We start from the raw sequence: 20,802 nt of genomic DNA, 5'->3' as shown, positions 1-20,802 counted from the left end.
GGGATGTGCCACTATGACGGAACAAAATACCCCATCCGCCCCGGTTGAAGAGCCAACCACCGCGGTTGAGAGCTCCCAGCAGCCAGCCGCTGCCAGCCGCAAAGGCAAGAATACCGGCCCGGTGCTCGGCGCGATCGCTATCGTGCTGGTCATCGCCCTCGGCGCGGGCGGCTATTACCACACGCACAAGCAGGCGCAACAGCTGATCGCCGCCAACCAGGCGCTGCAGCAGCAGCTCGAAGGCGTGAAGCAGAGCCAGCAGCAGGAAAGAAACGCGCTGGAAGGCCTGCTGCAACAGCAGGGTAAAACCCTGGACGCCGCCGATCGCGAGCAGGCGAACCTGGCGCGCCAGCTGAGCGAGCTGCAGGAAAAAGTGGCGACCATCTCCGGCAGCGACGCCAAAACCTGGCTGCTGGCTCAGGCCGATTTCCTGGTGAAAATGGCCGGCCGCAAACTGTGGAGCGATCAGGACGTGACCAGCGCCGCCGCGCTGCTGAAAAGCGCCGACGCCAGCCTGGCGGACATGAACGATCCGAGCCTGCTCGACGTGCGTCGCGCCATTACCGAAGACATCGGTACGCTTTCAACCCTGACCCAGGTCGATTACGACGGCATCATCCTCAAGGTTAATCAGCTGTCCAATCAGGTGGATAACCTGCGCCTGGCGGACAACGACACCGACGAAGCGCCGATGGATCAAAACAGCAACGAGCTCTCCGGCTCGATCGGCGAATGGCGGCAGAACCTGGCCAAGAGCTGGCGCAATTTCATGGCCGACTTCATCACCATCCGCCGCCGCGACACCAGCGCCGAGCCGCTGCTGGCGCCGAACCAGGACATCTACCTGCGCGAAAACATCCGTTCGCGCCTGCTGGTGGCGGCACAGGCCATTCCGCGTCACCAGAACGAGACCTACAAGCAATCGCTGGAAACCGTCTCTACCTGGGTGCGCGCCTATTTCGACACCACCGACCCAGCGACCAAGGCCTTCCTTGAAGAGCTGGATAACCTGAGCCAACAGTCGATCTCGATGGACGTGCCGGATCAGCTGAAAAGCCAGCCGCTGCTGGAAAAAGTGATGCAGACCCGGGTGCGCAACCTGATGACCCAGTCCCCTGCCGTTCACCAGGAGGGTTAAGCCATGTTACGCGTGCTATTTCTGTTTCTGGTGGTGATCGCCAGCGTGGTGCTCGGGCCGATGCTGGCCGGGCATCAAGGCTATGTGCTGATCCAGACCGATAATTACAATATTGAAACCAGCGTCACCGGCCTGGTGATCATGCTGGTGCTGCTGTTCGTGGTGCTGTTGGCGATCGAGTGGATCCTGCGCCGAATTTTCCGTACCGGCGCCCGCACGCGCGGTTGGTTTATCGGCCGCAAGCGCACCCGCGCGCGCCAGCAAACCAAAGCCGCGCTGATCAAACTGGCGGAAGGCGACTACAAGCAGGTTGAAAAGCTGATGACGCGCAACGCCGATCACGCCGAACAGCCGGTGGTGAACTACCTGCTGGCCGCCGAGGCCGCGCAGCAACGCGGCGATGACTTCCGCACCAACCAGTATCTGGAACGCGCCGCCGAAGCCGCCGACACCGATCAGCTGCCGGTGGATATCACCCGGGTTCGCATTCAGCTGGCGCAGGGCGAGAACCACGCCGCGCGCCACGGCGTCGATCGTCTGCTGAACCAGGCTCCGCGCCATCCGGAAGTGCTGCGCCTGGCGGAACAAGCCTATCTGCGCACCGGCGCCTATGCGTCGCTGCTGGAAGTGCTGCCGTCGATGCGTAAAATCGAACTGCATAGTGAAGAGCAGCTGCAGGCCCTGCAGCAACAGGCTTACATCGGGCTGATGAATCAGGCGATGGCGGACGAAGGCAGCGAAGGCCTGAAGCGCTGGTGGAAAGATCAGAGCCGCAAGACGCGTCACGAAGTGCCGCTGCAAATCGCGATGGTGGAGCACCTGATCGAATGCAACGACCATGAACTGGCGCAGGAAATTGTGCTCGACAGCCTGAAGCGCCAATACGACGAGCGTCTGGTGCTGTTGCTGCCGCGGCTGAAGTCCGGCAATCCCGAGCAGTTGGAGAGAGCGCTGCGCCAGCAGATGAAACAACACGGCGCGACGCCGCTGTTGAACAGCACGCTGGGGCAGTTGCTGATGAAGCACGGCGAATGGCAGCAGGCGGCCGACGCCTTCCGCGAAGCGTTGAAGCAGCGCCCGGACGCCTATGATTACGCCTGGTTGGCCGATACGCTGGAGAAACTGCATCGTTCGGATGAGGCGGCGCAGATGCGGCGTGAAGGGCTGATGTTAACGCTGAAACAGAACGGCGGCGAGTAACGCCCCGTTCGGTTGAGAGAAGCGCGGCCCCGATGCCGCGCTTTTTTTTGCCCGCGAGCTGGCTGAAGCGCAAAAAAAAACACTTGCCGTAGGGCAAGTGTATAAAGAAGCAATCAGGTCTAGGACAACAGGGGCGGTGCCTCACTCAACGTTCTGCCCTGAGCGTGATGACGGGTTAGTCATCGTTCTCGTGGGCGATAGGCACCCTAAATCGGCTCTGCGTCATTCCCAGGGTTTATGAAGCCTAAGGCGAACATAAGAGATGGAATGAGCATCTACGCTGTAGATATTGCACTTGCCGTGCCAACTTTTAGATTCAAGCGACCACCCATAAAAAATAGAATTCAATGCATTGAAATATATCTATTTTTTATTTAACTCCGCCTTCCTCGTCATGTGCCGCACCCTTCGGTCCATACCGACGGCCGATCTGAAGATGTCGCCTCGCAACGACGACTTAAGCCAAAGATGATTATGTTGTTTAAAATCAATTGATTATTTGTCTCAAACTGACGACAGCATCAGGCGATACTGTCGCTGAAAACCAACAGGCTTGCTGGTATAAACAAGGCGCCAACTCCAGACCGGCAAAAAACCCGCACAGGGTTGCACAGGCTGCTCATTTTTCGTCTCGCCATGCTGAGCATAAGCTCATCCTCATAAACTGCAGACGTAAAAAAACCGACTTGCGTCGGTTTCTTTGAAAGCGTTCGGCGAGAGAGGATTACGTGCATCTTGGATGCGCGCCCTGCGGGCCGTTGCTAAAGCAACGTTGCCTCGCTTCGCGAGGCGCGAACCTCCTGCGGAGGTACTCATCCTCATAAACTACAGACGTAAAAAAACCGACTTGCGTCGGTTTCTTTGAAAGTGGTCGGCGAGAGAGGATTCGAACCTCCGACCCACTGGTCCCAAACCAGTTGCGCTACCAAGCTGCGCTACTCGCCGATTTATGTTGCTTATACTACCCGATTTATCAGACCATTGTCCATATAAATCTTATATTTATCAGATATTTTGCGTGGTGCGAAGAGAGGGACTTGAACCCTCACGTCCGTAAGAACACTAACACCTGAAGCTAGCGCGTCTACCAATTCCGCCACCTTCGCACTGTCACAAAATACTGCTAAATCTTCACTTCGTTAGGAAGTGGGGTGGCTAATGGGACTCGAACCCACGACAACTGGAATCACAATCCAGGGCTCTACCAACTGAGCTATAGCCACCATTACTACTTCTTACTCACGCGGTAATATTACCACCGCAGCTCCTGCGCACAAACTTAATGGCGCGCCCGACAGGATTCGAACCTGAGACCTCTGCCTCCGGAGGGCAGCGCTCTATCCAGCTGAGCTACGGGCGCGTAGCGCCGTTGCGGGAGGGGATACTACGGATTTACGCCAATTCTGTCTAGTGCTTTTTCGCAGAAATGTTGCGTTTGATTACGCTTTGCTCACTCCCACGCACAAAAGCGCACTCCGTAGCCCCTTTTCACCGTTTATTGGCGCGTTTCTACCCGATTTTCAGCCGGATGATGTTTCTTGTGCATGCCGAAAGCGAAGTAGCACAGGCTGACGCCGGCTAAGAAAATCGCCCCGACCAGCAGGGAAATCCGCGTATCCGGGTTGATTCCCATACCGACCAGCACGCACACCAGAAAAGCGATGGTCAGATAGTTCACATACGGGAACATGATCGACTTGAAGCTGTGGTTTTTGATCGCTTCCTTGTGGGCGCGGCGGAAATAGAGTTGGCTAATCAGCACCACGAACCACGGCACCATGCCCGGCAGTACGCTGGCGCTATAGACGTAGACGAACACCTGCTCCGGATTAGGGATGATGTAGTTCAGCGCGGATCCCACCAACAGGCAGCCGATGGTGACGGCGATGCAGTTGACCGGCACGCCGCTGGCGGAAAGCTTGGTCAACGCCGCTGGCAGCTGGCGGTTCTTGGCCAGGGCGTACAGCATGCGGCCGCCGCTGTACATGCCGCTGTTGCAGCCGGAGAGCGCGGCGGTCAACACCACGAAGTTGATGATGCCGGCGGCGGCGACGATGCCAATCTTGGCGAAGGTCAGTACGAACGGGCTGCCGGTGGTGCCGATGCCGTTCCACGGGAAGATGGTAACGATGACGAAGATGGCGCCGACATAGAAGATCAGGATACGCCACAGGATATTGTTGATCGCGCGTTTCAGCGTCACCTGAGGATTCTTGGCTTCCCCGGCGGTGATGCCCACCAGCTCTACCCCCTGATAGGACGCCACTACGATGCACAGCGCAAACAGGAAGCCTTTCCAGCCACCGGCGAAGAAGCCACCGTGCGCCGTCAGATTAGCGAAACCAACGGGTTCACCGCCGTTGCCGAAACCGAAGAAGATCACCCCCAGCCCCACCAGAATCATCACGATGATGGTGGTGACCTTGATCATGGCGAACCAGAACTCCAGCTCACCGTACAGGCGCACCGCCGCCAGGTTGGCCAGCGCCACCATCGCCACGGCGATCAGCGCCGGCACCCACTGCGGTATTTCGGGGAACCAGAACTGCACATACACCCCAATGGCGGTGATCTCCGAAATGCCGACGGCGATCCACATAAACCAATAGCCCCAGGCGGTCAGATAGCCGAAATAGGGATTCATGTATTTATGCGCGTAAACGGCGAACGACCCGGCGACCGGCTCGAGGAACAGCATTTCCCCCATCGAACGCATAATGAAGAACACGAACAGCCCGGCGATGATGTAAGCCAGCAGCACCGATGGCCCCGCCCACTTCAGCGTACTGGCCGACCCCATAAACAGGCCGACACCGATGGTGCCCCCCAGAGCGATAAGCTCGATATGCCGGGCCTCAAGGCCCCGGTGTAGCCCTTGCGGTTTCTCTTTGTGTGCCATAAATCCTCAATAATTTTTCTCGGGTTGTGTTTGCCTGCCGGCCGCTGCCGGTCGTTATTGTCATTATTAAAAGAATAAATCATCCCCTGCCGATCGGGTTGGCATCAACGGGTAGTCGGAGCGAAGTTACCGTGAGAAGAACATCGTTCAGCGCTGGCGCAACAGGCGCAGCGGCCAGGGATAATTTCCGGGCGGTATCGTTTCGCATTTCGCCGCTATAAGCAAACCGCAATTTAAAACTTTATGGAATAAATGCGGCGGCGTTTAGGGCCGGGGGTTATAGATATGCGGGAGAAATGGGCAAAAACAGATTATTGGTATAGCAGACCGGGGCGGAACAACACTTTCCGCCCCGAATGAGGGATTACATCTTGCCGCGGTAGTAGTAGCCGACAAACTTCAACAGCTTCAACTGCCGGCCGATGCGGCTGGGCTGGCTGAGCAGGCGGTAGAGCCACTCCAGGCCGAGGTTCTGCCAGACCTTGGGCGCACGCTTCACGTGCCCGGTAAACACGTCATAGGTGCCGCCTACGCCCATGTACAGCGCCTGTGGATGCACCTTGCGGCAATCGCGCATCAGAATCTCCTGCTTCGGCGATCCCATCGCTACCGTCACAATGGCGGCACCGCTGGCGCGAATACGCTCGAACAGCGCCTCTCGCTGCTCCGGCTTGAAATAGCCGTCCTGGCTGCCCACCAGGTTGACATTCCACTGGCTGCGCAGCTTCTGCTCGGTTTCCACCAGGACTTCCAGCTTGCCGCCGACCAGAAAGACCGGCGTGCCTTCCTGCCCGGCGCGCTGCATCAAGGCTTCCCAAAGATCGGCGCCCGCGACGCGCGAAACCTCCGCCGCCGGGTATTTGCGGCGGATCGAACGCACCATGCTGATGCCATCGGCGTACTTGTACTCCGCCTCATCCAGCAACGCATGCAGCGCTTGGTCCTCTTCCGCCTTCAGGATCTTTTCCGCGTTCATCGCTACCAGCGTGCCCTGCTTTACCCGGCCGCCGTCGAACAAAAAGTCCATGCAGTGCGCCATATCGCGAAAGCCCCACAGGCTGAAACCGCGCAGCTCGTACTGCGGCACCGAAATCTTTGCTTCCATCGTTCTCATTACCCTTACAAAAGACCGCTCGCCCGAGGCGGAGACGCCGGCGCGCGAGCGCGCGTCACTCTGGCCTTGATCAACCCGGCGGTATCGAACAGCCAATACAGCAACTTCGCCAGCACCAGACAGGCGCCGAAAATAATGCAGAAGAACACCACGCGCGACACGAAGGAGTCCACCCCTTCGCGCGCCAGCACGATCATGTTGAACACCGCGCCGAAGCAGAAGCCTTGCAGGATAGCCGCCTTGTAGCGGTTCGGTTCGGTTTTGCCCAACTCGTACAGCCAGTCGAACCACTTGATGATCATACCCACCAGAATCGCACCGAGCGGGATAAACAGCGCGCCGCCCATCACGACCAGCGAACCGATCAGCGTCGGGGAAATCGCCAGCCCGGAGTGGTTGTTCAGCACTTCCCAGGTGAAATAGTTGGCCGAGTTCAGCACCACGTCCGGCCGGCCCGGCCACAGCCAGGTCGGGATAAAGACATAGAAATCGCGCACGATCGGCGCCAGCCCCTGGAAGTCGATCTTGTCGTAATTTTGCAGCAGCAGCGCCAGGTTTTCCCACGGCGAGAAGGTATCGCGAGTCAGATAGAGGAAGGTATAAAACGCTTCCGCGCCGCTGACGTCCAGGCTGTAGCGCTTCAACGCCAGCCAGAACATGCCGACCACGCCGAATATGCCCGCCGCCGCCAGCATCCACAGCGTGATCCAGCCGCGCACGATGCCGATAAACAGAAACAGCGCGAAGGCGATGATGATATTGGCGCGGGTGCCGCCGACGATCACATAGGTCAGAATGCCGAACGCCACCGTCGCCACCAGGAACAAGAACCAGGCGCGCAGATCCTGTCGCAGGAAATAGACCACCAGCATGGCCGGAATGAAGAAGTAGAAGAACCGCTTGAGCGCCACGCCGGACACGTCGCTGGAGAAGATCTGGCTGTAGGAATTGAGCTTGAACAGCAGGAAGCCGTTCTGCATGAAGAAGATCCCTACGGTGCCGATCGCCACCAGCGCCAGCAACACCCAGGTCATATGAGTCTCTACCCGGTTCATGGTGAACAGCGCCGCGCGCGGCTGAACGCGCCGCTTGCGCAGCCGCGTCTTGTAAGTGACGTAATAGATGGCGTAAAACGCCGTCGCCGACAGCAGGGCGTACAGCAGAAACTCCACCGGCACCACCTCGACGTCAAACTGAAACACCAGCAGGCAGGTCAGCGGGAAGCCGAAATAAAACGTCAGCAAATACAGCAGCGAGAAGAAAACGTTGAAGTTAAAGCGCACGCGCCGAAACTCCTGATAGGTCAGCGTCAGGATAAACGTCAGGCTGACCAGATAGACGACGAACAGGCCGCCGAATTGCGCCAACGTCATGAGTGCTCTCCCGCCGCCAACGCCAAGGCTTGCTGCCAGCCGTCGACATAGTTCGGATTGAAGAAGGCGATCGCCTGTTTATCCACCGCCGCCAGCTGGCGCTGCGCTTCGCGCACCACCGCTTCGTCCAGCGAATCACCATAGAACAACACCGGCAGATGCTGTTCCGCCAGATCCTGCCAGAACGGGTTCTGCCGGCTGAGCACGAAAGGCACGCCGAACTGAATCAGCAGGCACAAGGTGCCGATCCCCTGCTGGCGATTGAAAATGAAATAGCCGAGATCGCAGGCGCGCAGAATATTGAGGTAATCCTCAAACGCCACCTGCTGCGTGAGCAGCTGCAGGTTTTTCTCGCCGAACAGCGGCAATCCGGCTGCGCGCACCTGCTCGATGTAGGCGTCGTTGTTGGCCGGATAGCCCATCGGCAGGATCACGCGCACGTCGGCACCAAACTGCTGATGAATCGCCTGCAGCGCTTCGATATGCCGATTGCTGCGATCGCCGGAATTGCCCACCAGAATCGTCATCGGCCCGGCCAGATTTTTTTCGACGTGAACGTCGGTCAGCGCCGGGTCCATGCGGGTCGGGAAATACAGCAGCGAGGCCGGTACCCGCGCATGGCGCTGCTGGTAGTGAATCACGTCGCCACGAGTGGCGAACACGTTCCCCACCCGCCCCTGCGCAATGCGCCGCAGCAGATAGAACAGGCGGAATTTCCAGCTGGTGGCGTCTTCATACAGATCGGCGCCCCAAATATGCCAACTGACCTGACGCGCCTTGATCTTGCCGCTCAGCAGCGCCAGCCACAGCCCCGGGTTAAATTGGCCATGCAGGAAGAAACGCGCATCACGATCGGACTGGGCACGAGCGATCACCGCCGCCGCCAAACTCTTCTTGTCGGCGTAAGGCTCAATATTAAGGGCGGGAAACGCCCCCAACGCCGCCACATCCTTGGCCGCCACCATAAAATGCCGCGTCTGCTCAGCCGGCAAACGCGGCGCCAGCACGTCGTTGAAGAAGCGCAGCACCGTCTGGTTATGATGCGGGATATCGGATCCCAGAACGTGAATCAGTGTGGTCATACTCGTCTACGATAAATAAGAAACACGCAGCTACAGAGCGCGAAATACACGATGTAGGTTGCCATATAGGCCTGAGCCGCTCCCAGCGCGCCGTGCAGCGGGATCAGCCAATGCGAGAACAGCGTCAGCAGCAGAAACTGACTGACTTCTGTCAGGATATAAAAGCGCAGCGACGCTTTGGCGATCACCAGATAGCCGAACACATAAGCCCCGACTTTCAGCACATCGCCCACCAGCTGCCAGGCAAACAGATCGCGCATGGCGACGAATTTGTCCGAGAACAGCAGCCAAATGGCGAAATCGCGCAGCAACCACACCGTAAAGCTCGCCGCCGCTACCGCCGGCAGCACGAATTTCAGCGAGCGCACGATCTCTCGCGAGATGGCGCCCTTGTCCGTCAGCCGCGACAGCGTCGGCAGCAGATAGACGGTAAACGAGGCGGTGATAAACTGCAGATAGGCATCGGAAATGCTACTGACGCCCTGCCAGATCCCCACCTCATCCCAACCGTAATGCGCGGCCAACAGGTTACGCATCATCACGTAGGCCACCGGCAGCGTCACCGAGGTGATCAACGCCATGATGGTGAATTTGCCGAGGTTGCCGGCCACCGGTTTGTCCCAGCGCGGTGCCAGATAGCGCAGCGGCAGCGTTTTGCGCCGCCACAACATCAACCCTGCCGGCAACACCACCAACGCCGGCACCAGCGCCAGCCCCGCCAGCGCGCCTTCATAGCCGCCCAGCTTGAAACACAGATAGTAAGCCACCACGCCGATCAGGCTGCCGCCTATCACCGCCAGCGCGTTACCCATCGCATCGCGATAGCCTTTCAGCACCGCCATAAACAGGTTGGCGTAGGCGATACCCATCTGAATGAAAGCCACGGCGCGCACCACGCCGACATAATCGGCATGCCCGAACAACCCTATGCTGATAGGCTCGGCGGCGAACAGAAACACCAGCGCCAACAAGGTCGAAAAGCCCAGCACGATGCTCGACGCAGTGCCAACCGCCAGACGCAGACGCTGCGGATCCTGGTGATACTCCGCCACGTATTTGGTGATGCCGTTAAAAATGCCCGCGCCGGACAGCACGCCCAGCACGGTAATCAACTGGCGGAAGTTACCCGCCTGCCCCACCCCGCTGGGGCCAAACGCCACCGCCAGCAGTTTCACCACCAACAACCCCACGCCGATTTTTATCAGCGTAGAGCCGGCGGTCCATATCGATGCTTTTGCCAACGACATATCAGGCGAAGAAGCTCAGTATGCTATTGATAACCGTACGTTGATTAACATCGGACATATTGTAGAACAGCGGCAAGCGCACCAGACGCGCGCTTTCCTGTGAGGTGTATCGGTCTTCGCCGGCAAAGCGACCGAACTGTTCGCCGGCCGGACACTCATGCAGCGGGATATAGTGGAACACCGTCATGATCCCGGCTTCTTTCAAATAGTCGATAAACGCGGTGCGATCGTTGATATCGCGCAGCTTGATATAGAACATGTGCGCATTGTGCTTGCAATCTGCCGGCACGCTCGGCAGCTCGATGCGGCCGGCCTGCGCCAACGGCAGGAAACTGTCGTAGTACTTCTGCCACAGCGACAGGCGGCGCTGATTGATGCGTTCCGCCACTTCCAGCTGGCCCCACAGGTAGGCGGCCTGCAGATCAGACATCAGATAGCTGGAGCCGATGTCGCGCCAGGTATATTTGTCGACCTGACCACGGAAGAACTGGCTGCGGTTGGTGCCTTTCTCGCGGATGACTTCCGCCCGATCGACCAGCGCCGGATCGTTCACCAGCGTCGCGCCGCCTTCGCCGCCGGCGGTATAGTTTTTGGTTTCATGGAAACTGAAGCAGCCGATATGGCCGATGGTGCCCAATGCCTTGCCTTTGTAGGTCGACATCACGCCCTGCGCGGCGTCTTCCACCACGAACAGGTTATATTTCTTCGCCAGCGCCATGATGGTATCCATCTCGCAGGCGACACCGGCGTAGTGTACCGGCACGATCGCGCGGGTTTTATCAGTGATCGCCGCTTCGATTTTGGTTTCGTCGATGTTCATGGTATCCGGACGCAGGTCGACGAACACCACTTTGGCGCCGCGCAGCACAAAGGCGTTGGCAGTGGAAACGAAGGTAAAGCTCGGCATGATCACTTCGTCACCCGGCTGAATATCCAGCAGAATGGCGGCCATTTCCAACGACGCGGTGCAGGAAGGCGTCAACAATACTTTCGCGCTGCCGAAACGCTGTTCCATCCACTGCTGGCAGCGACGGGTAAAACCGCCGTCGCCGCACAACTTGCCGCTGCCCATGGCAGCTTGCATATATTCCAATTCAGTGCCAACAACCGGTGGAGCGTTAAATGGAATCATGTTTACCTCTGTATAACCAGTACGCGGTGCTTTCAATCACGGCACCCTGTCGTTGATAGAGTCGTAATGCGGCGATATTGCTTATCTGGGTCGCCACCCGCAGGCGCTGCATCCCCTGGCGCCGACTTTCGGCGATCGCCGCCGCCATCAGCCGAGTGCCAATGCCCCGGCCTGATGCGCCGGGGAAAGCCGCCAACAGGCCGATGCGCATGTCCTGGCCGCCAATGTCACGCAGGCTGACAAAGCCTTCTGGTTGCCCCTGGTTGTTCAATACCATCAAGCATTGGTGATCAAAGGTGCCCAGCACCGCTTTTTCGATCCAGGCCGCATAGAATCGGCCACTATCGGCGCGATCGTACCACGGTGCGCGAAACCGGCTGGCGGCAAACACCTCACCGGCGACAGCGCGCAACGATGGGATGTCCTCGGGAACGGCCAGACGTACCGCAACCGCATCAACCGTCGTGTTTTCAGGCGCAACGTTCATTGCCAGGTCCACTTCCCCTTCGACTAGACGGAATCCCAGCGTCGATAGCGCATCGGCCCACTTCAGGCGGTCAGCGGGGATTTTGGCCTGCACCAACGTATAAGCATCCAAATCAGCCTCGGCCACGGGCGCCGCCGAGCTGTCGAAATGTAACTTGGCGCTATCTAGTTGGAAGAAATCGCTCTCCCAATACAGCGGTTCAATACTGGCGTGGACGCGCATGCAATAAATCCAGTAAGTATTTGCCATAACCGGTTTTGGCCAGCGTCTGAGCCGCGCGCTTCACGCCGTCATCATCCAGCCAGCCATTACGCCAGGCGATCTCCTCGAGACAGGCGATTTTAAAGCCCTGGCGTTTCTCGACCGTCTGCACGAAGCTGCTGGCTTCCAGCAGGCTGTCGTGCGTGCCGGTGTCCAGCCAGGCAAAACCGCGCCCCAACAGCTCGACGGTCAGCTCTCCGCGTTCCAGATACATCTGGTTAATGCTGGTAATTTCCAGCTCGCCACGCTCAGAAGGCTTCACCTGCTTGGCGAACTCCACCACTTGGCTATCGTAGAAATACAGGCCGGTCACCGCCCAGTTAGACTTCGGTTTAACCGGTTTTTCTTCGATCGACAGCGCACGGAAGCGGTCGTCAAATTCCACCACGCCAAAGCGCTCGGGATCCATCACCTGATAACCGAATACGGTCGCGCCGGTAGTGCGCGCCGCAACGCTTCTCAGTTTGGGGCTGAACCCCTGGCCAAAGTAAATATTGTCGCCCAACACCAAACAGCTTGGCTCACCGGCCAGAAATTCTTCACCGATCAGAAATGCCTGGGCCAAGCCTTCGGGACTCGGCTGTTCGGCATAGCTGAGATTGATGCCGAACTCTTCGCCGCTGCCCAAGAGCCTCTTGAATGAAGGCAGATCTTCCGGCGTGGAGATAATCAGAATATCTTTGATCCCTGCCAGCATCAGCACCGACAGCGGATAATAGATCATCGGTTTGTCATAGATCGGCAGCAGTTGCTTGGACACGCCACGAGTAATCGGATGCAGACGCGTACCGGAACCGCCGGCCAGAATAATGCCTTTCATACTCACTCCAAAGCCCGCCGTACCGCCCCAAAGCGGCGCGGCGTTAAATTAATCTGACAGCCCTAAACGCTCGCCGGCATAAGAACCGTCTTGCACCCGGCGCCACCAGGTTTCGTTGTTCAGGTACCAAACCACGGTTTTGCGAAGGCCGCTTTCGAACGTTTCCTGCGGCCGCCAGCCCAATTCACGATCGATTTTGCCGGCGTCGATAGCGTAACGCATATCGTGGCCCGGGCGATCCTTGACGTAAGTGATCAGATCGCGGTAGTTCGCCACGCCTTGCGGTTTGTTCGGCGCCAGTTCTTCCAACAGATCGCAAATGGTCTGCACCACTTCGATATTCTTGCGCTCGTTATGGCCGCCAATATTGTAAGTTTCGCCCACCACGCCTTCGGTCACGACCTGATAGAGCGCGCGCGCGTGATCTTCGACATACAGCCAGTCACGCACCTGCGCGCCGTTGCCGTATACCGGCAGCGGTTTGCCGGCTACCGCATTCAGGATCACCAACGGAATCAGCTTCTCCGGGAAGTGATAAGGACCGTAGTTGTTCGAACAGTTGGTGACGAGAGTCGGCAAACCGTAGGTACGCAACCAGGCGCGCACCAGATGATCGCTCGACGCTTTGGAAGCGGAATACGGGCTGCTCGGCGCATACGGCGTGGTTTCGGTGAACAGATCGTCGGTGCCGTGCAGATCCCCGTACACTTCGTCGGTGGAGATATGATGGAAGCGGAAGGCCAGTTTCTTCTCCGCCACCAGCGGCTGCCAGTAGTGACGCGCCGCTTCCAGCAGGGTGTAAGTGCCGACCACGTTAGTCTCGATAAATGCCGCTGGGCCGTCGATAGAGCGATCGACGTGGCTTTCCGCCGCCAGGTGCATCACCACGTCCGGCTGATACTGGGCGAACACCCGATCCATCTCGGCGCGATCGCAAATGTCGGCCTGCTCGAAAGCATAGCGATCGCTCTCAGCCACCACCGCCAGCGACTCGAGGTTACCGGCATAGGTCAGCTTATCCACCACCACCACGCTATCGCCAGTGGCCTCGATGATATGCCGCACGACCGCAGAACCGATGAATCCGGCGCCACCAGTCACCAAGATACGCTTCAACGCCAGACTCCCTTAGTATCCACTACCCAACTTTGCTTGATCTCTTCCGGCCGGATGGCCTTGAACTGCTGGTGATCGACCAACATCACGATCACATCCGCCTGCTGCAACGCCTCGGCGATTGGCGTCAACGTCACATGGCCCGCCAGTGACTTCGGCAGCTGTTCGACGTTCGGTTCCACCGCCAGCGTTTCGCCAACGTGCCATTCGGCGATCAGGTGCGCGACTTCTACCGCCGGGCTTTCACGCAGATCGTCAATATTCGGCTTGAAGGCCAGGCCGAAGCAGGCGATTTTCACCTCAGACGCACGCTTGTCGGTGGCGGCCAGACAATCGGCCACCGCCGCTTTCACCCGATCGACCACCCACAGCGGTTTGCCGTCGTTCACCAGACGCGCGGTGTGGATCAAGCGCGCCTGCTGTGGGTTCTGCGCCACGATAAACCACGGATCGACGGCGATGCAGTGGCCGCCGACGCCTGGCCCCGGCTGCAGAATATTCACCCGCGGGTGACGATTCGCCAGGCGAATCAGTTCCCAGACGTTGATCCCCTGTTCGGCGCAGATCAACGACAGTTCGTTAGCAAAGGCGATGTTCACGTCACGGAAGCTGTTTTCCGTCAGCTTGCACATCTCGGCGGTGCGCGAGTTGGTAACCACGCATTCCCCCTCGAGGAAAATCTTGTACAGCTCGCTGGCGCGCGCCGAACACTTCGGCGTCATGCCGCCGATCACGCGGTCGTTTTGAATCAGTTCCACCATCACCTGCCCCGGCAACACGCGCTCCGGGCAGTAGGCGATATTCACGTCCGCCGCTTCGCCCGCCTGCTGCGGGAAGCTCAGATCGCTGCGCGCCTGCGCCAACCATGCCGCCATCTGTTCGGTGGCGCCCACCGGCGAAGTGGACTCAAGGATCACCAGATCGCCCTTTTTCAGCACCGGCGCCAGCGATTTCGCCGCCGCTTCAACAAAGGCCAGATCCGGCTCATGGTCGCCTTTGAACGGCGTAGGCACCGCGATCAGGAACGCATCGGCCGCCAGCGGTTTGGTTACCGCCTGCAGGAAACCGCCGTCGACAGCCTCCTTGACCACTTTGTCCAGATCCGGTTCGACGATGTGGATCGCACCGCGGTTAATGGTATCTACCGCATGTTGGTTAACATCTACGCCCACCACTTTTTTCTTGCGGGAGGCAAACGCCGCCGCCGTTGGCAAGCCGATATAACCCAGGCCGATAACCGAAATAGTGTCAAAACTCATAGTGCCACCTGATGATTCTTTAAAGCTTCGAGGATACGCTGACAGGCATGACCGTCACCGTATGGGTTGTGCGCCCGGCTCATCGCGTGATATTCGCTTTCGTCCGTCAACAGCCGGGTCACTGCTTCAACAATTTTAGCCACGTCGGTGCCGACCAAACGCACCGTGCCCGCATCTATCGCTTCCGGGCGTTCGGTGGTGTCGCGCATCACCAGCACCGGTTTGCCTAACGACGGCGCTTCTTCCTGAATGCCGCCGGAATCGGTGAGGATCATGTAAGCGTGCGTCATCAGATAGACAAACGGCAGATAATCCTGCGGTTCGATCAGCATGACGTTGTCGATGCCTTTCAAAATGCGATTCACCGGCTCGCTGACGTTCGGGTTGAGATGCACCGGATACACCACCTGCACTTCCGGGTGGTTGCGGGCGATCTCCGCCAGCGCGCTGCAAATTCGCTCAAAGCCGCCGCCAAAGCTTTCGCGGCGATGGCCGGTGACCAGAATCAGTTTCTTGTCAGCGTCGAGGAACGGGTAACGCTGCGCCAGGCTAGCCCGCAATGCGGCATCGCTCATCACGCGATCGCGCACCCAGAACAGCGCGTCGATCACCGTATTGCCGGTCACGAAAATGCGGTTGTCAGGCAGCAGCTCGCGCAACAGATTTTGGCGTGAGTTCTCGGTAGGCGCGAAATGGTACATCGCCAAATGGCCGGTCAGTTTGCGGTTGGCCTCTTCCGGCCAGGGAGAATACAGATTTCCGGTGCGCAGGCCGGCCTCGACATGCCCGACAGGGATGCGTTGATAGAACGCCGCCAGGCTGGTCGCCAGCGTGGTGGTGGTATCGCCGTGCACCAGCACCACGTCCGGTTTGAAATCTTCCAGCACCCCTTTCAACCCTTCCAGAATACGGCAGGTGATCTCCGTTAGCCCCTGGCCGGGTTTCATGATGTTCAGGTCGTAATCCGGCGTGATCTCAAACAACCGCAAAACCTGATCCAACATCTCTCGATGCTGTGCCGTTACGCAGACTCTTGCGTCAAAGGCCTCGTCCTGGGCCAGTGCATGTACCAGCGGCGCCATCTTAATGGCTTCAGGCCTGGTGCCGAAAACAGTCAACACTTTCACAGCGAATCTCTTTTGGTCGGTTAATCGCAGGCCCCGCCTGCGAATGGGGCGCTCACGCGCCCTGCATCAGATTATTATATTATTTTTTAACTACGCGGCCGACGCGCCAAGGCAACACCCGCGCCAACCAAAGCGCCCATCGCGCCCCACAGAATCAGCCAGAAGACCCGGCGTGGGCTGTCGCGTTTTACCGGCTCTTCCGGCGTACGTAAATAGCGATAGGTCTGGAACTTCTCATCCAACGTCGGGCCAACGTTCAGCGTCGCCAGCATCGCGCGGTTCTGATCGTAATCCAGATCGTAGGTCGGGCCGGAAGCCTGCAGGCCTTCCAGACGCGCCTGCAGCATTGGCCGGCCCAGCAGGAACAGATCCGAATCCGGCAGTTGTTCGGCCGGGGTGTCGGTTTGTGTACGGCTGATCCCCTGGCTCTCGGCGATTTTCAGCGCCTGCTGCGTGGTGTTCAGCTCACGCTTGTAAACCGACTCTGCCACCGCTTCCTGGCGCTTGACCTGCGCCTTCATCGAGGTGGTGCGAGCGGCCCAGGCGCCCTGAATTTCTTCGTTCAGGTGCAGGGCCGCGCGATGGCTGGCGAAGGCCACGTATTGGCGCAGCAGGCGGTTGGCGTCCGCAGCGGTTTCCGCCGTCAGCTTCACGCCGTCGTTCGGTACTTTCTTGTCGTCGCGCGGCGTGAACAGGATGTTGTTGATCAGCTCGTCGAGCAATGCCGCATCGGCGCGGGCATCCCCTTCCTGACGCTGCTTGTAGTAATCGCTCTGCAGCCAGAAATCGCGACGCGTATCATAAGCCGCCAGCTGCATGATGAACTCATTGTATGCTTCGTCCGCGATGCTCGGCTGATCGCCGGCCGTCGCCGGCAACGTACGCACGTCCAGATTACGCAGGAACTGCTGCTGCGAGTAGTAACCGCCCAGCGCATTCACCGTAGGTCTGTCCGTGATTGCGGTGGCGCTCCACTCTTGCTTAACCAGGTAAGAGACGATCAGCGCGACCGCCGCGAACAGCACCGCAATGCCGATAATCCACGGTTTGCCGCGCCACAGGGTGCAGCACAGGCCGCGGATATCGAGTTCGTTATCCACCGCCGGGGTATGCTTGTCAGACGTTGTTTCTGGATTCATCACAGCCAAAAAGCCTCTGGTCTCTGGTTAAGGTACTTGCTTGTTATCGCCCGAACGCCGCAACCGGCGCTTGATACGCTTAATGTACCGCGCAACCCGCCAGGCGCGCTTGATGCAGTAACCGTACAGGAAGAATGCAAGCAAGAATAATGCCAACATAACCCACTCAGGGATAAAAGTCAGGCGTTCGCCAATCACGCCAACCGCAGCCAGCAATGCGGCCGCCAGGGTGATCAACACGAAAGCCTGCCGCGGCGTAAAGCCGGCGCGCATGATCAGGTGGTGAATATGTTGACGATCGGGAGAGAAGGGGCTCATCCCCTTGCGTAAACGACGATACATGATTGCTATCATGTCCATCAGCGGAATAGCGATGATCCACAGCGCGGTCACCGGGTTAATCGAGTGCGCCTTTCCCTGCGAGCTTTGCAGCAGCAGCCAGATGGCAGTAAAGCCGATCAGGGTACTGCCGGCATCCCCCATGAACACCTTATAGCGGCGACCGAGAATACCGAGGTTGAGCAAAATATAGGGAACGATGGTGGCGATCATCGCAAAGCACCAGAACGCCAGCTCATGATGGCCGCTCAGGTACAGCAACAGGCCCAGCGCGCCGAAGGAGACGCACGACAGCCCCCCCAGCAGACCATCGATGCCGTCGACCATGTTGAAGGCGTTGATCGCCGCCCATACCGCGAACAGCGTCACCAGATAGCCGAACGGCCCCAGCAGCATCTCCCAGTCGCCCAGCACATGGCCGAAGCTGCGCAGGTACAGCCCGGCGAAGACCATCATGGCGATGCCGACCAACGCCTGCACCAGGGCGCGAATTTTAACGCTGATGTCGAAACGATCGTCGAGCGCCCCCACAAACACCAGAATGCCGGCGCAGGTAAGATAAAGCTTGGCGTGCGCGATAGGTTGTTCGGAAATCCAAAACGCGAAGCACAACCCTGCATAAACGGAAATACCGCCGACCAGCGGAATCAGCCCCTGGTGGCGTTTGCGATAATTGGGTTTATCTACCAGACCAATACGTTTTGCCGCCTTGCGGGCAACAAAGAGAAAAGCCAAAGAAAACAGGAAAACAAATAGAATTTCAGTACTCATAGTGAGTAAGTTCACAGTTAACAGATCTCTGTAGAAGATAAGGCAGCTTACCACGGGCAATAGCTTGTGCCATCGGCCCCCGCCACCTTTCGGTCATTTCCTATGACAACGGTGATTCATGCCTATTTTCTTCGCTTCGGCTGACAAAATGACAGCAGCAAAGCCGATCGGCGAAGAACCGACCGACAAACAAGATGAATTCTCAATAAGTCGAGGAAACAACTTACTTTTCCATTACTGCTACTTATCGTATCCGCCAAAAGCGAAAAACGCCACGACTAGGCGTGGCGTTCAGCGAATTTTTTAACGAATTATGAGCGTTTCATCATATCGAAGAATTCATCGTTGGTTTTGGTCATCGCCAACTTATTAATGAGGAACTCCATCGCGTCAATCTCACCCATCGGGTGAATGATTTTGCGCAGGATCCACATTTTTTGCAGCTCTTCGGAGGTGGTGAGCAGCTCTTCTTTACGAGTACCGGAACGGTTGTAATCGATCGCAGGGAATACGCGTTTCTCGGCGATTTTACGCGCCAAGTGCAATTCCATGTTACCGGTGCCTTTAAATTCTTCGTAGATCACTTCGTCCATCTTCGAACCGGTATCAACCAGCGCAGTCGCGATGATGGTCAGGCTGCCGCCCTCTTCCACGTTACGCGCCGCACCGAAGAAACGCTTCGGACGGTGCAGGGCGTTGGCGTCCACACCACCGGTCAGCACCTTGCCGGAGGCCGGTACCACGGTGTTGTAGGCGCGCGCCAGACGGGTGATGGAGTCGAGCAGAATGATAACGTCTTTCTTGTGTTCAACCAGGCGCTTGGCCTTCTCGATCACCATTTCGGCCACTTGCACGTGACGCGAAGCCGGCTCGTCGAAGGTCGAGGCGATCACTTCGCCTTTCACCAGACGCTGCATCTCGGTCACTTCTTCCGGACGCTCGTCGATCAGCAGCACCATCAGCACGCAGTCTGGGTGGTTGTAGGCGATGCTCTGCGCGATGTTCTGCAGCAGCATGGTTTTACCGGCTTTCGGCGGTGCCACGATCAGGCCACGTTGGCCGCGGCCAATCGGCGCCGCCAGATCCAGTACGCGCGCCGTCAGGTCTTCGGTAGAGCCGTTGCCGCGCTCCATCCGCAGACGTGAATTGGCGTGCAGCGGCGTCAAGTTCTCGAACAGGATCTTGCTGCGGGCGTTTTCCGGCTTGTCGTAGTTGACTTCGTTGACTTTCAACAGGGCAAAATAGCGCTCGCCTTCTTTTGGCGGACGAATCTTACCGGAAATGGTGTCACCTGTGCGGAGGTTGAAACGGCGGATTTGGCTAGGGGATACGTAGATGTCGTCGGGACCGGCGAGGTAGGAACTGTCTCCAGAGCGGAGGAAACCGAATCCATCCTGCAATATCTCGAGCACGCCGTCGCCGAAGATATCTTCTCCGCTTTTCGCATGTTGCTTCAGAATGGAGAAGATAATGTCCTGCTTGCGCATGCGGGCAAGGTTTTCCAGCCCCATATTTTCGCCGAGAGTAATCAGCTCAGAAACCGGCGTATTCTTTAATTCGGTAAGATTCATAATGGTGGGTTCTTAAACTCGGGGTATGTCTCGAACTTGTATCGTGAATGGTATGGCAGCGAAATGCGTGCCTGTCTACTGGACGTTCGATCACCGGGCGCAGAGCCGTCGCGGTAAGAAATGGCTTACATCGGGCGTACGCATTGACGGTTGAAGATCGAAGGTACCTTAAAAATGATTTTGCAAAACCGTTTGATTGCCAAAACACGGGCTGAGTTCAGTTTACTTTCAACGCCAGTGGTTCAACACAGAGTATAGCTTTAGATTCAAACTCTTTAGATTTAAAACTTCGGGCAAGTTCTATATGCAGTGTGGTTAAACTTAACACGCTTCTTGGCAGGCGTCTAGCGGTGAATTGAACATCACCGCCAGCCGCCTGATATGGGGCTTCCCGCCCGATTACAGATTCGCGTTCAGGAAATCTTTGAGCTGACCTTTGGACAACGCGCCCACCTTGGTCGCGGCCACTTCACCGTTCTTGAACAGCAACAGCGTAGGGATGCCACGGATACCGTACTTAGGCGCGGTAGCCGGGTTCTGATCGATATTCAGCTTGGTGATGGTCAGCTTGCCTTCGAACTCTTCGGCAATCTCATCCAGAATCGGAGCAATCATCTTGCACGGCCCACACCATTCAGCCCAGAAATCGACCAGGATCGGCCCTTCCGCTTTCAGCACATCGGCTTCGAAGCTGCTGTCAGTCAGGTGAATAATTTTATCGCTCATG

General features: G+C 57.9%; 17 protein-coding genes, 4 tRNA genes and 1 other RNA gene. 2 read left to right on the top strand and 20 right to left on the bottom strand.

What is annotated here, in order from left to right; genetic code table 11:
• Positions 1-13: 13 nt before the first annotated feature.
• Both hemX and hemY read left to right on the top strand, forming a co-directional pair.
• Positions 14-1,138 (top strand): uroporphyrinogen-III C-methyltransferase, encoded by a 1,125-nt coding sequence (gene hemX, locus ATE40_RS21625; RefSeq protein ID WP_063918208.1) that lies wholly within the window; start codon positions 14-16, stop codon positions 1,136-1,138.
• A 3-nt stretch (positions 1,139-1,141) separates the two neighbouring features.
• Complete coding sequence (gene hemY / locus ATE40_RS21620; protein WP_019452550.1) at positions 1,142-2,338, top strand: protoheme IX biogenesis protein HemY; 1,197 nt, start codon at positions 1,142-1,144, stop codon at positions 2,336-2,338.
• 707 nt (positions 2,339-3,045) lie between these two features.
• Here hemY and ATE40_RS21615 read toward each other — a convergent pair.
• The 20 genes from ATE40_RS21615 to trxA form a co-directional block, all read right to left on the bottom strand.
• A non-coding RNA gene (locus ATE40_RS21615) (RtT sRNA) lies at positions 3,046-3,174 on the bottom strand.
• A gap of 32 nt (positions 3,175-3,206) precedes the next feature.
• Positions 3,207-3,283, bottom strand: a tRNA-Pro gene (locus ATE40_RS21610).
• A gap of 74 nt (positions 3,284-3,357) precedes the next feature.
• A tRNA-Leu gene (locus tag ATE40_RS21605) sits at positions 3,358-3,444 on the bottom strand.
• 41 nt (positions 3,445-3,485) lie between these two features.
• Positions 3,486-3,561: transfer RNA gene (locus tag ATE40_RS21600), tRNA-His, on the bottom strand.
• A 60-nt stretch (positions 3,562-3,621) separates the two neighbouring features.
• A tRNA-Arg gene (locus tag ATE40_RS21595) sits at positions 3,622-3,698 on the bottom strand.
• A 135-nt stretch (positions 3,699-3,833) separates the two neighbouring features.
• A complete protein-coding gene (gene thrP / locus ATE40_RS21590) occupies positions 3,834-5,237 on the bottom strand; it encodes a bifunctional threonine/serine APC transporter ThrP (RefSeq protein ID WP_019452551.1) in 1,404 nt (467 codons plus the stop codon).
• 364 nt (positions 5,238-5,601) lie between these two features.
• Positions 5,602-6,342 (bottom strand): lipopolysaccharide N-acetylmannosaminouronosyltransferase, encoded by a 741-nt coding sequence (gene wecG / locus ATE40_RS21585; protein ID WP_063918209.1) that lies wholly within the window; start codon positions 6,340-6,342, stop codon positions 5,602-5,604.
• Positions 6,343-6,356: 14 nt separating this feature from the next.
• A complete protein-coding gene (gene wzyE, locus ATE40_RS21580; protein WP_063918210.1) occupies positions 6,357-7,724 on the bottom strand; it encodes an ECA oligosaccharide polymerase in 1,368 nt (455 codons plus the stop codon).
• Entirely contained in the window at positions 7,721-8,806 is a 1,086-nt protein-coding gene (locus ATE40_RS21575; protein WP_063918211.1) for a TDP-N-acetylfucosamine:lipid II N-acetylfucosaminyltransferase, read from the bottom strand. Before ATE40_RS21575 ends, wzyE begins: the two co-directional genes overlap by 4 nt.
• Entirely contained in the window at positions 8,803-10,053 is a 1,251-nt protein-coding gene (wzxE, locus tag ATE40_RS21570; protein WP_063918212.1) for a lipid III flippase WzxE, read from the bottom strand. The genes ATE40_RS21575 and wzxE overlap by 4 nt, the downstream gene beginning before the upstream one ends.
• Position 10,054: 1 nt before the next feature.
• Positions 10,055-11,185 (bottom strand): dTDP-4-amino-4,6-dideoxygalactose transaminase, encoded by a 1,131-nt coding sequence (gene rffA / locus ATE40_RS21565; protein WP_063918213.1) that lies wholly within the window; start codon positions 11,183-11,185, stop codon positions 10,055-10,057.
• Complete coding sequence (gene rffC / locus ATE40_RS21560) at positions 11,172-11,894, bottom strand: dTDP-4-amino-4,6-dideoxy-D-galactose acyltransferase (protein WP_063918214.1); 723 nt, start codon at positions 11,892-11,894, stop codon at positions 11,172-11,174. Before rffC ends, rffA begins: the two co-directional genes overlap by 14 nt.
• On the bottom strand, positions 11,872-12,753 hold the full coding sequence (rfbA, locus tag ATE40_RS21555) for a glucose-1-phosphate thymidylyltransferase RfbA (protein ID WP_019452558.1): 882 nt from the start codon (positions 12,751-12,753) through the stop codon (positions 11,872-11,874). The genes rffC and rfbA overlap by 23 nt, the downstream gene beginning before the upstream one ends.
• Positions 12,754-12,801: 48 nt before the next feature.
• The gene (gene rffG, locus ATE40_RS21550) at positions 12,802-13,869 is read right to left on the bottom strand and encodes a dTDP-glucose 4,6-dehydratase (protein WP_063918215.1); all 1,068 of its coding nucleotides are present in this window, start codon (positions 13,867-13,869) and stop codon (positions 12,802-12,804) included.
• Positions 13,866-15,128, bottom strand: coding sequence for a UDP-N-acetyl-D-mannosamine dehydrogenase (gene wecC / locus ATE40_RS21545; RefSeq protein ID WP_019452560.1), 1,263 nt, complete (start codon positions 15,126-15,128; stop codon positions 13,866-13,868). Before wecC ends, rffG begins: the two co-directional genes overlap by 4 nt.
• On the bottom strand, positions 15,125-16,255 hold the full coding sequence (wecB, locus tag ATE40_RS21540) for a non-hydrolyzing UDP-N-acetylglucosamine 2-epimerase (RefSeq protein ID WP_025160397.1): 1,131 nt from the start codon (positions 16,253-16,255) through the stop codon (positions 15,125-15,127). The genes wecC and wecB overlap by 4 nt, the downstream gene beginning before the upstream one ends.
• An 86-nt stretch (positions 16,256-16,341) precedes the next feature.
• The gene (gene wzzE, locus ATE40_RS21535; protein ID WP_029988858.1) at positions 16,342-17,394 is read right to left on the bottom strand and encodes an ECA polysaccharide chain length modulation protein; all 1,053 of its coding nucleotides are present in this window, start codon (positions 17,392-17,394) and stop codon (positions 16,342-16,344) included.
• Between the two features lie 27 nt (positions 17,395-17,421).
• Entirely contained in the window at positions 17,422-18,519 is a 1,098-nt protein-coding gene (gene wecA, locus ATE40_RS21530; protein WP_025160399.1) for a UDP-N-acetylglucosamine--undecaprenyl-phosphate N-acetylglucosaminephosphotransferase, read from the bottom strand.
• Positions 18,520-18,815: 296 nt separating this feature from the next.
• Positions 18,816-20,075, bottom strand: coding sequence for a transcription termination factor Rho (rho, locus tag ATE40_RS21525; RefSeq protein WP_004934188.1), 1,260 nt, complete (start codon positions 20,073-20,075; stop codon positions 18,816-18,818).
• Between the two features lie 399 nt (positions 20,076-20,474).
• Positions 20,475-20,801, bottom strand: a complete 327-nt coding sequence (gene trxA / locus ATE40_RS21520; protein ID WP_004934187.1) for a thioredoxin TrxA — start codon at positions 20,799-20,801, stop codon at positions 20,475-20,477.
• Position 20,802 lies beyond the last annotated feature (1 nt).

It is taken from the genome of Serratia surfactantfaciens (genome assembly GCF_001642805.2).
Classification (GTDB): Bacteria; Pseudomonadota; Gammaproteobacteria; order Enterobacterales; family Enterobacteriaceae; genus Serratia; species Serratia surfactantfaciens.
Note: the sequence above shows the minus strand (reverse complement) of the source record. Positions and strands in the feature narration are given on the sequence as shown.

Coding starts and splice junctions, on each gene's coding strand:
- hemX (WP_063918208.1), top strand. CDS start 14: ATGACGGAACAAAATACCCCATCCGCCCCGGTTGAAGAGCCAACCACC.
- hemY (WP_019452550.1), top strand. CDS start 1,142: ATGTTACGCGTGCTATTTCTGTTTCTGGTGGTGATCGCCAGCGTGGTG.
- thrP (WP_019452551.1), bottom strand. CDS start 5,237: ATGGCACACAAAGAGAAACCGCAAGGGCTACACCGGGGCCTTGAGGCC.
- wecG (WP_063918209.1), bottom strand. CDS start 6,342: ATGGAAGCAAAGATTTCGGTGCCGCAGTACGAGCTGCGCGGTTTCAGC.
- wzyE (WP_063918210.1), bottom strand. CDS start 7,724: ATGACGTTGGCGCAATTCGGCGGCCTGTTCGTCGTCTATCTGGTCAGC.
- ATE40_RS21575 (WP_063918211.1), bottom strand. CDS start 8,806: ATGACCACACTGATTCACGTTCTGGGATCCGATATCCCGCATCATAAC.
- wzxE (WP_063918212.1), bottom strand. CDS start 10,053: ATGTCGTTGGCAAAAGCATCGATATGGACCGCCGGCTCTACGCTGATA.
- rffA (WP_063918213.1), bottom strand. CDS start 11,185: ATGATTCCATTTAACGCTCCACCGGTTGTTGGCACTGAATTGGAATAT.
- rffC (WP_063918214.1), bottom strand. CDS start 11,894: ATGCGCGTCCACGCCAGTATTGAACCGCTGTATTGGGAGAGCGATTTC.
- rfbA (WP_019452558.1), bottom strand. CDS start 12,753: ATGAAAGGCATTATTCTGGCCGGCGGTTCCGGTACGCGTCTGCATCCG.
- wecC (WP_019452560.1), bottom strand. CDS start 15,128: ATGAGTTTTGACACTATTTCGGTTATCGGCCTGGGTTATATCGGCTTG.
- wzzE (WP_029988858.1), bottom strand. CDS start 17,394: ATGAATCCAGAAACAACGTCTGACAAGCATACCCCGGCGGTGGATAAC.
- rho (WP_004934188.1), bottom strand. CDS start 20,075: ATGAATCTTACCGAATTAAAGAATACGCCGGTTTCTGAGCTGATTACT.
- trxA (WP_004934187.1), bottom strand. CDS start 20,801: ATGAGCGATAAAATTATTCACCTGACTGACAGCAGCTTCGAAGCCGAT.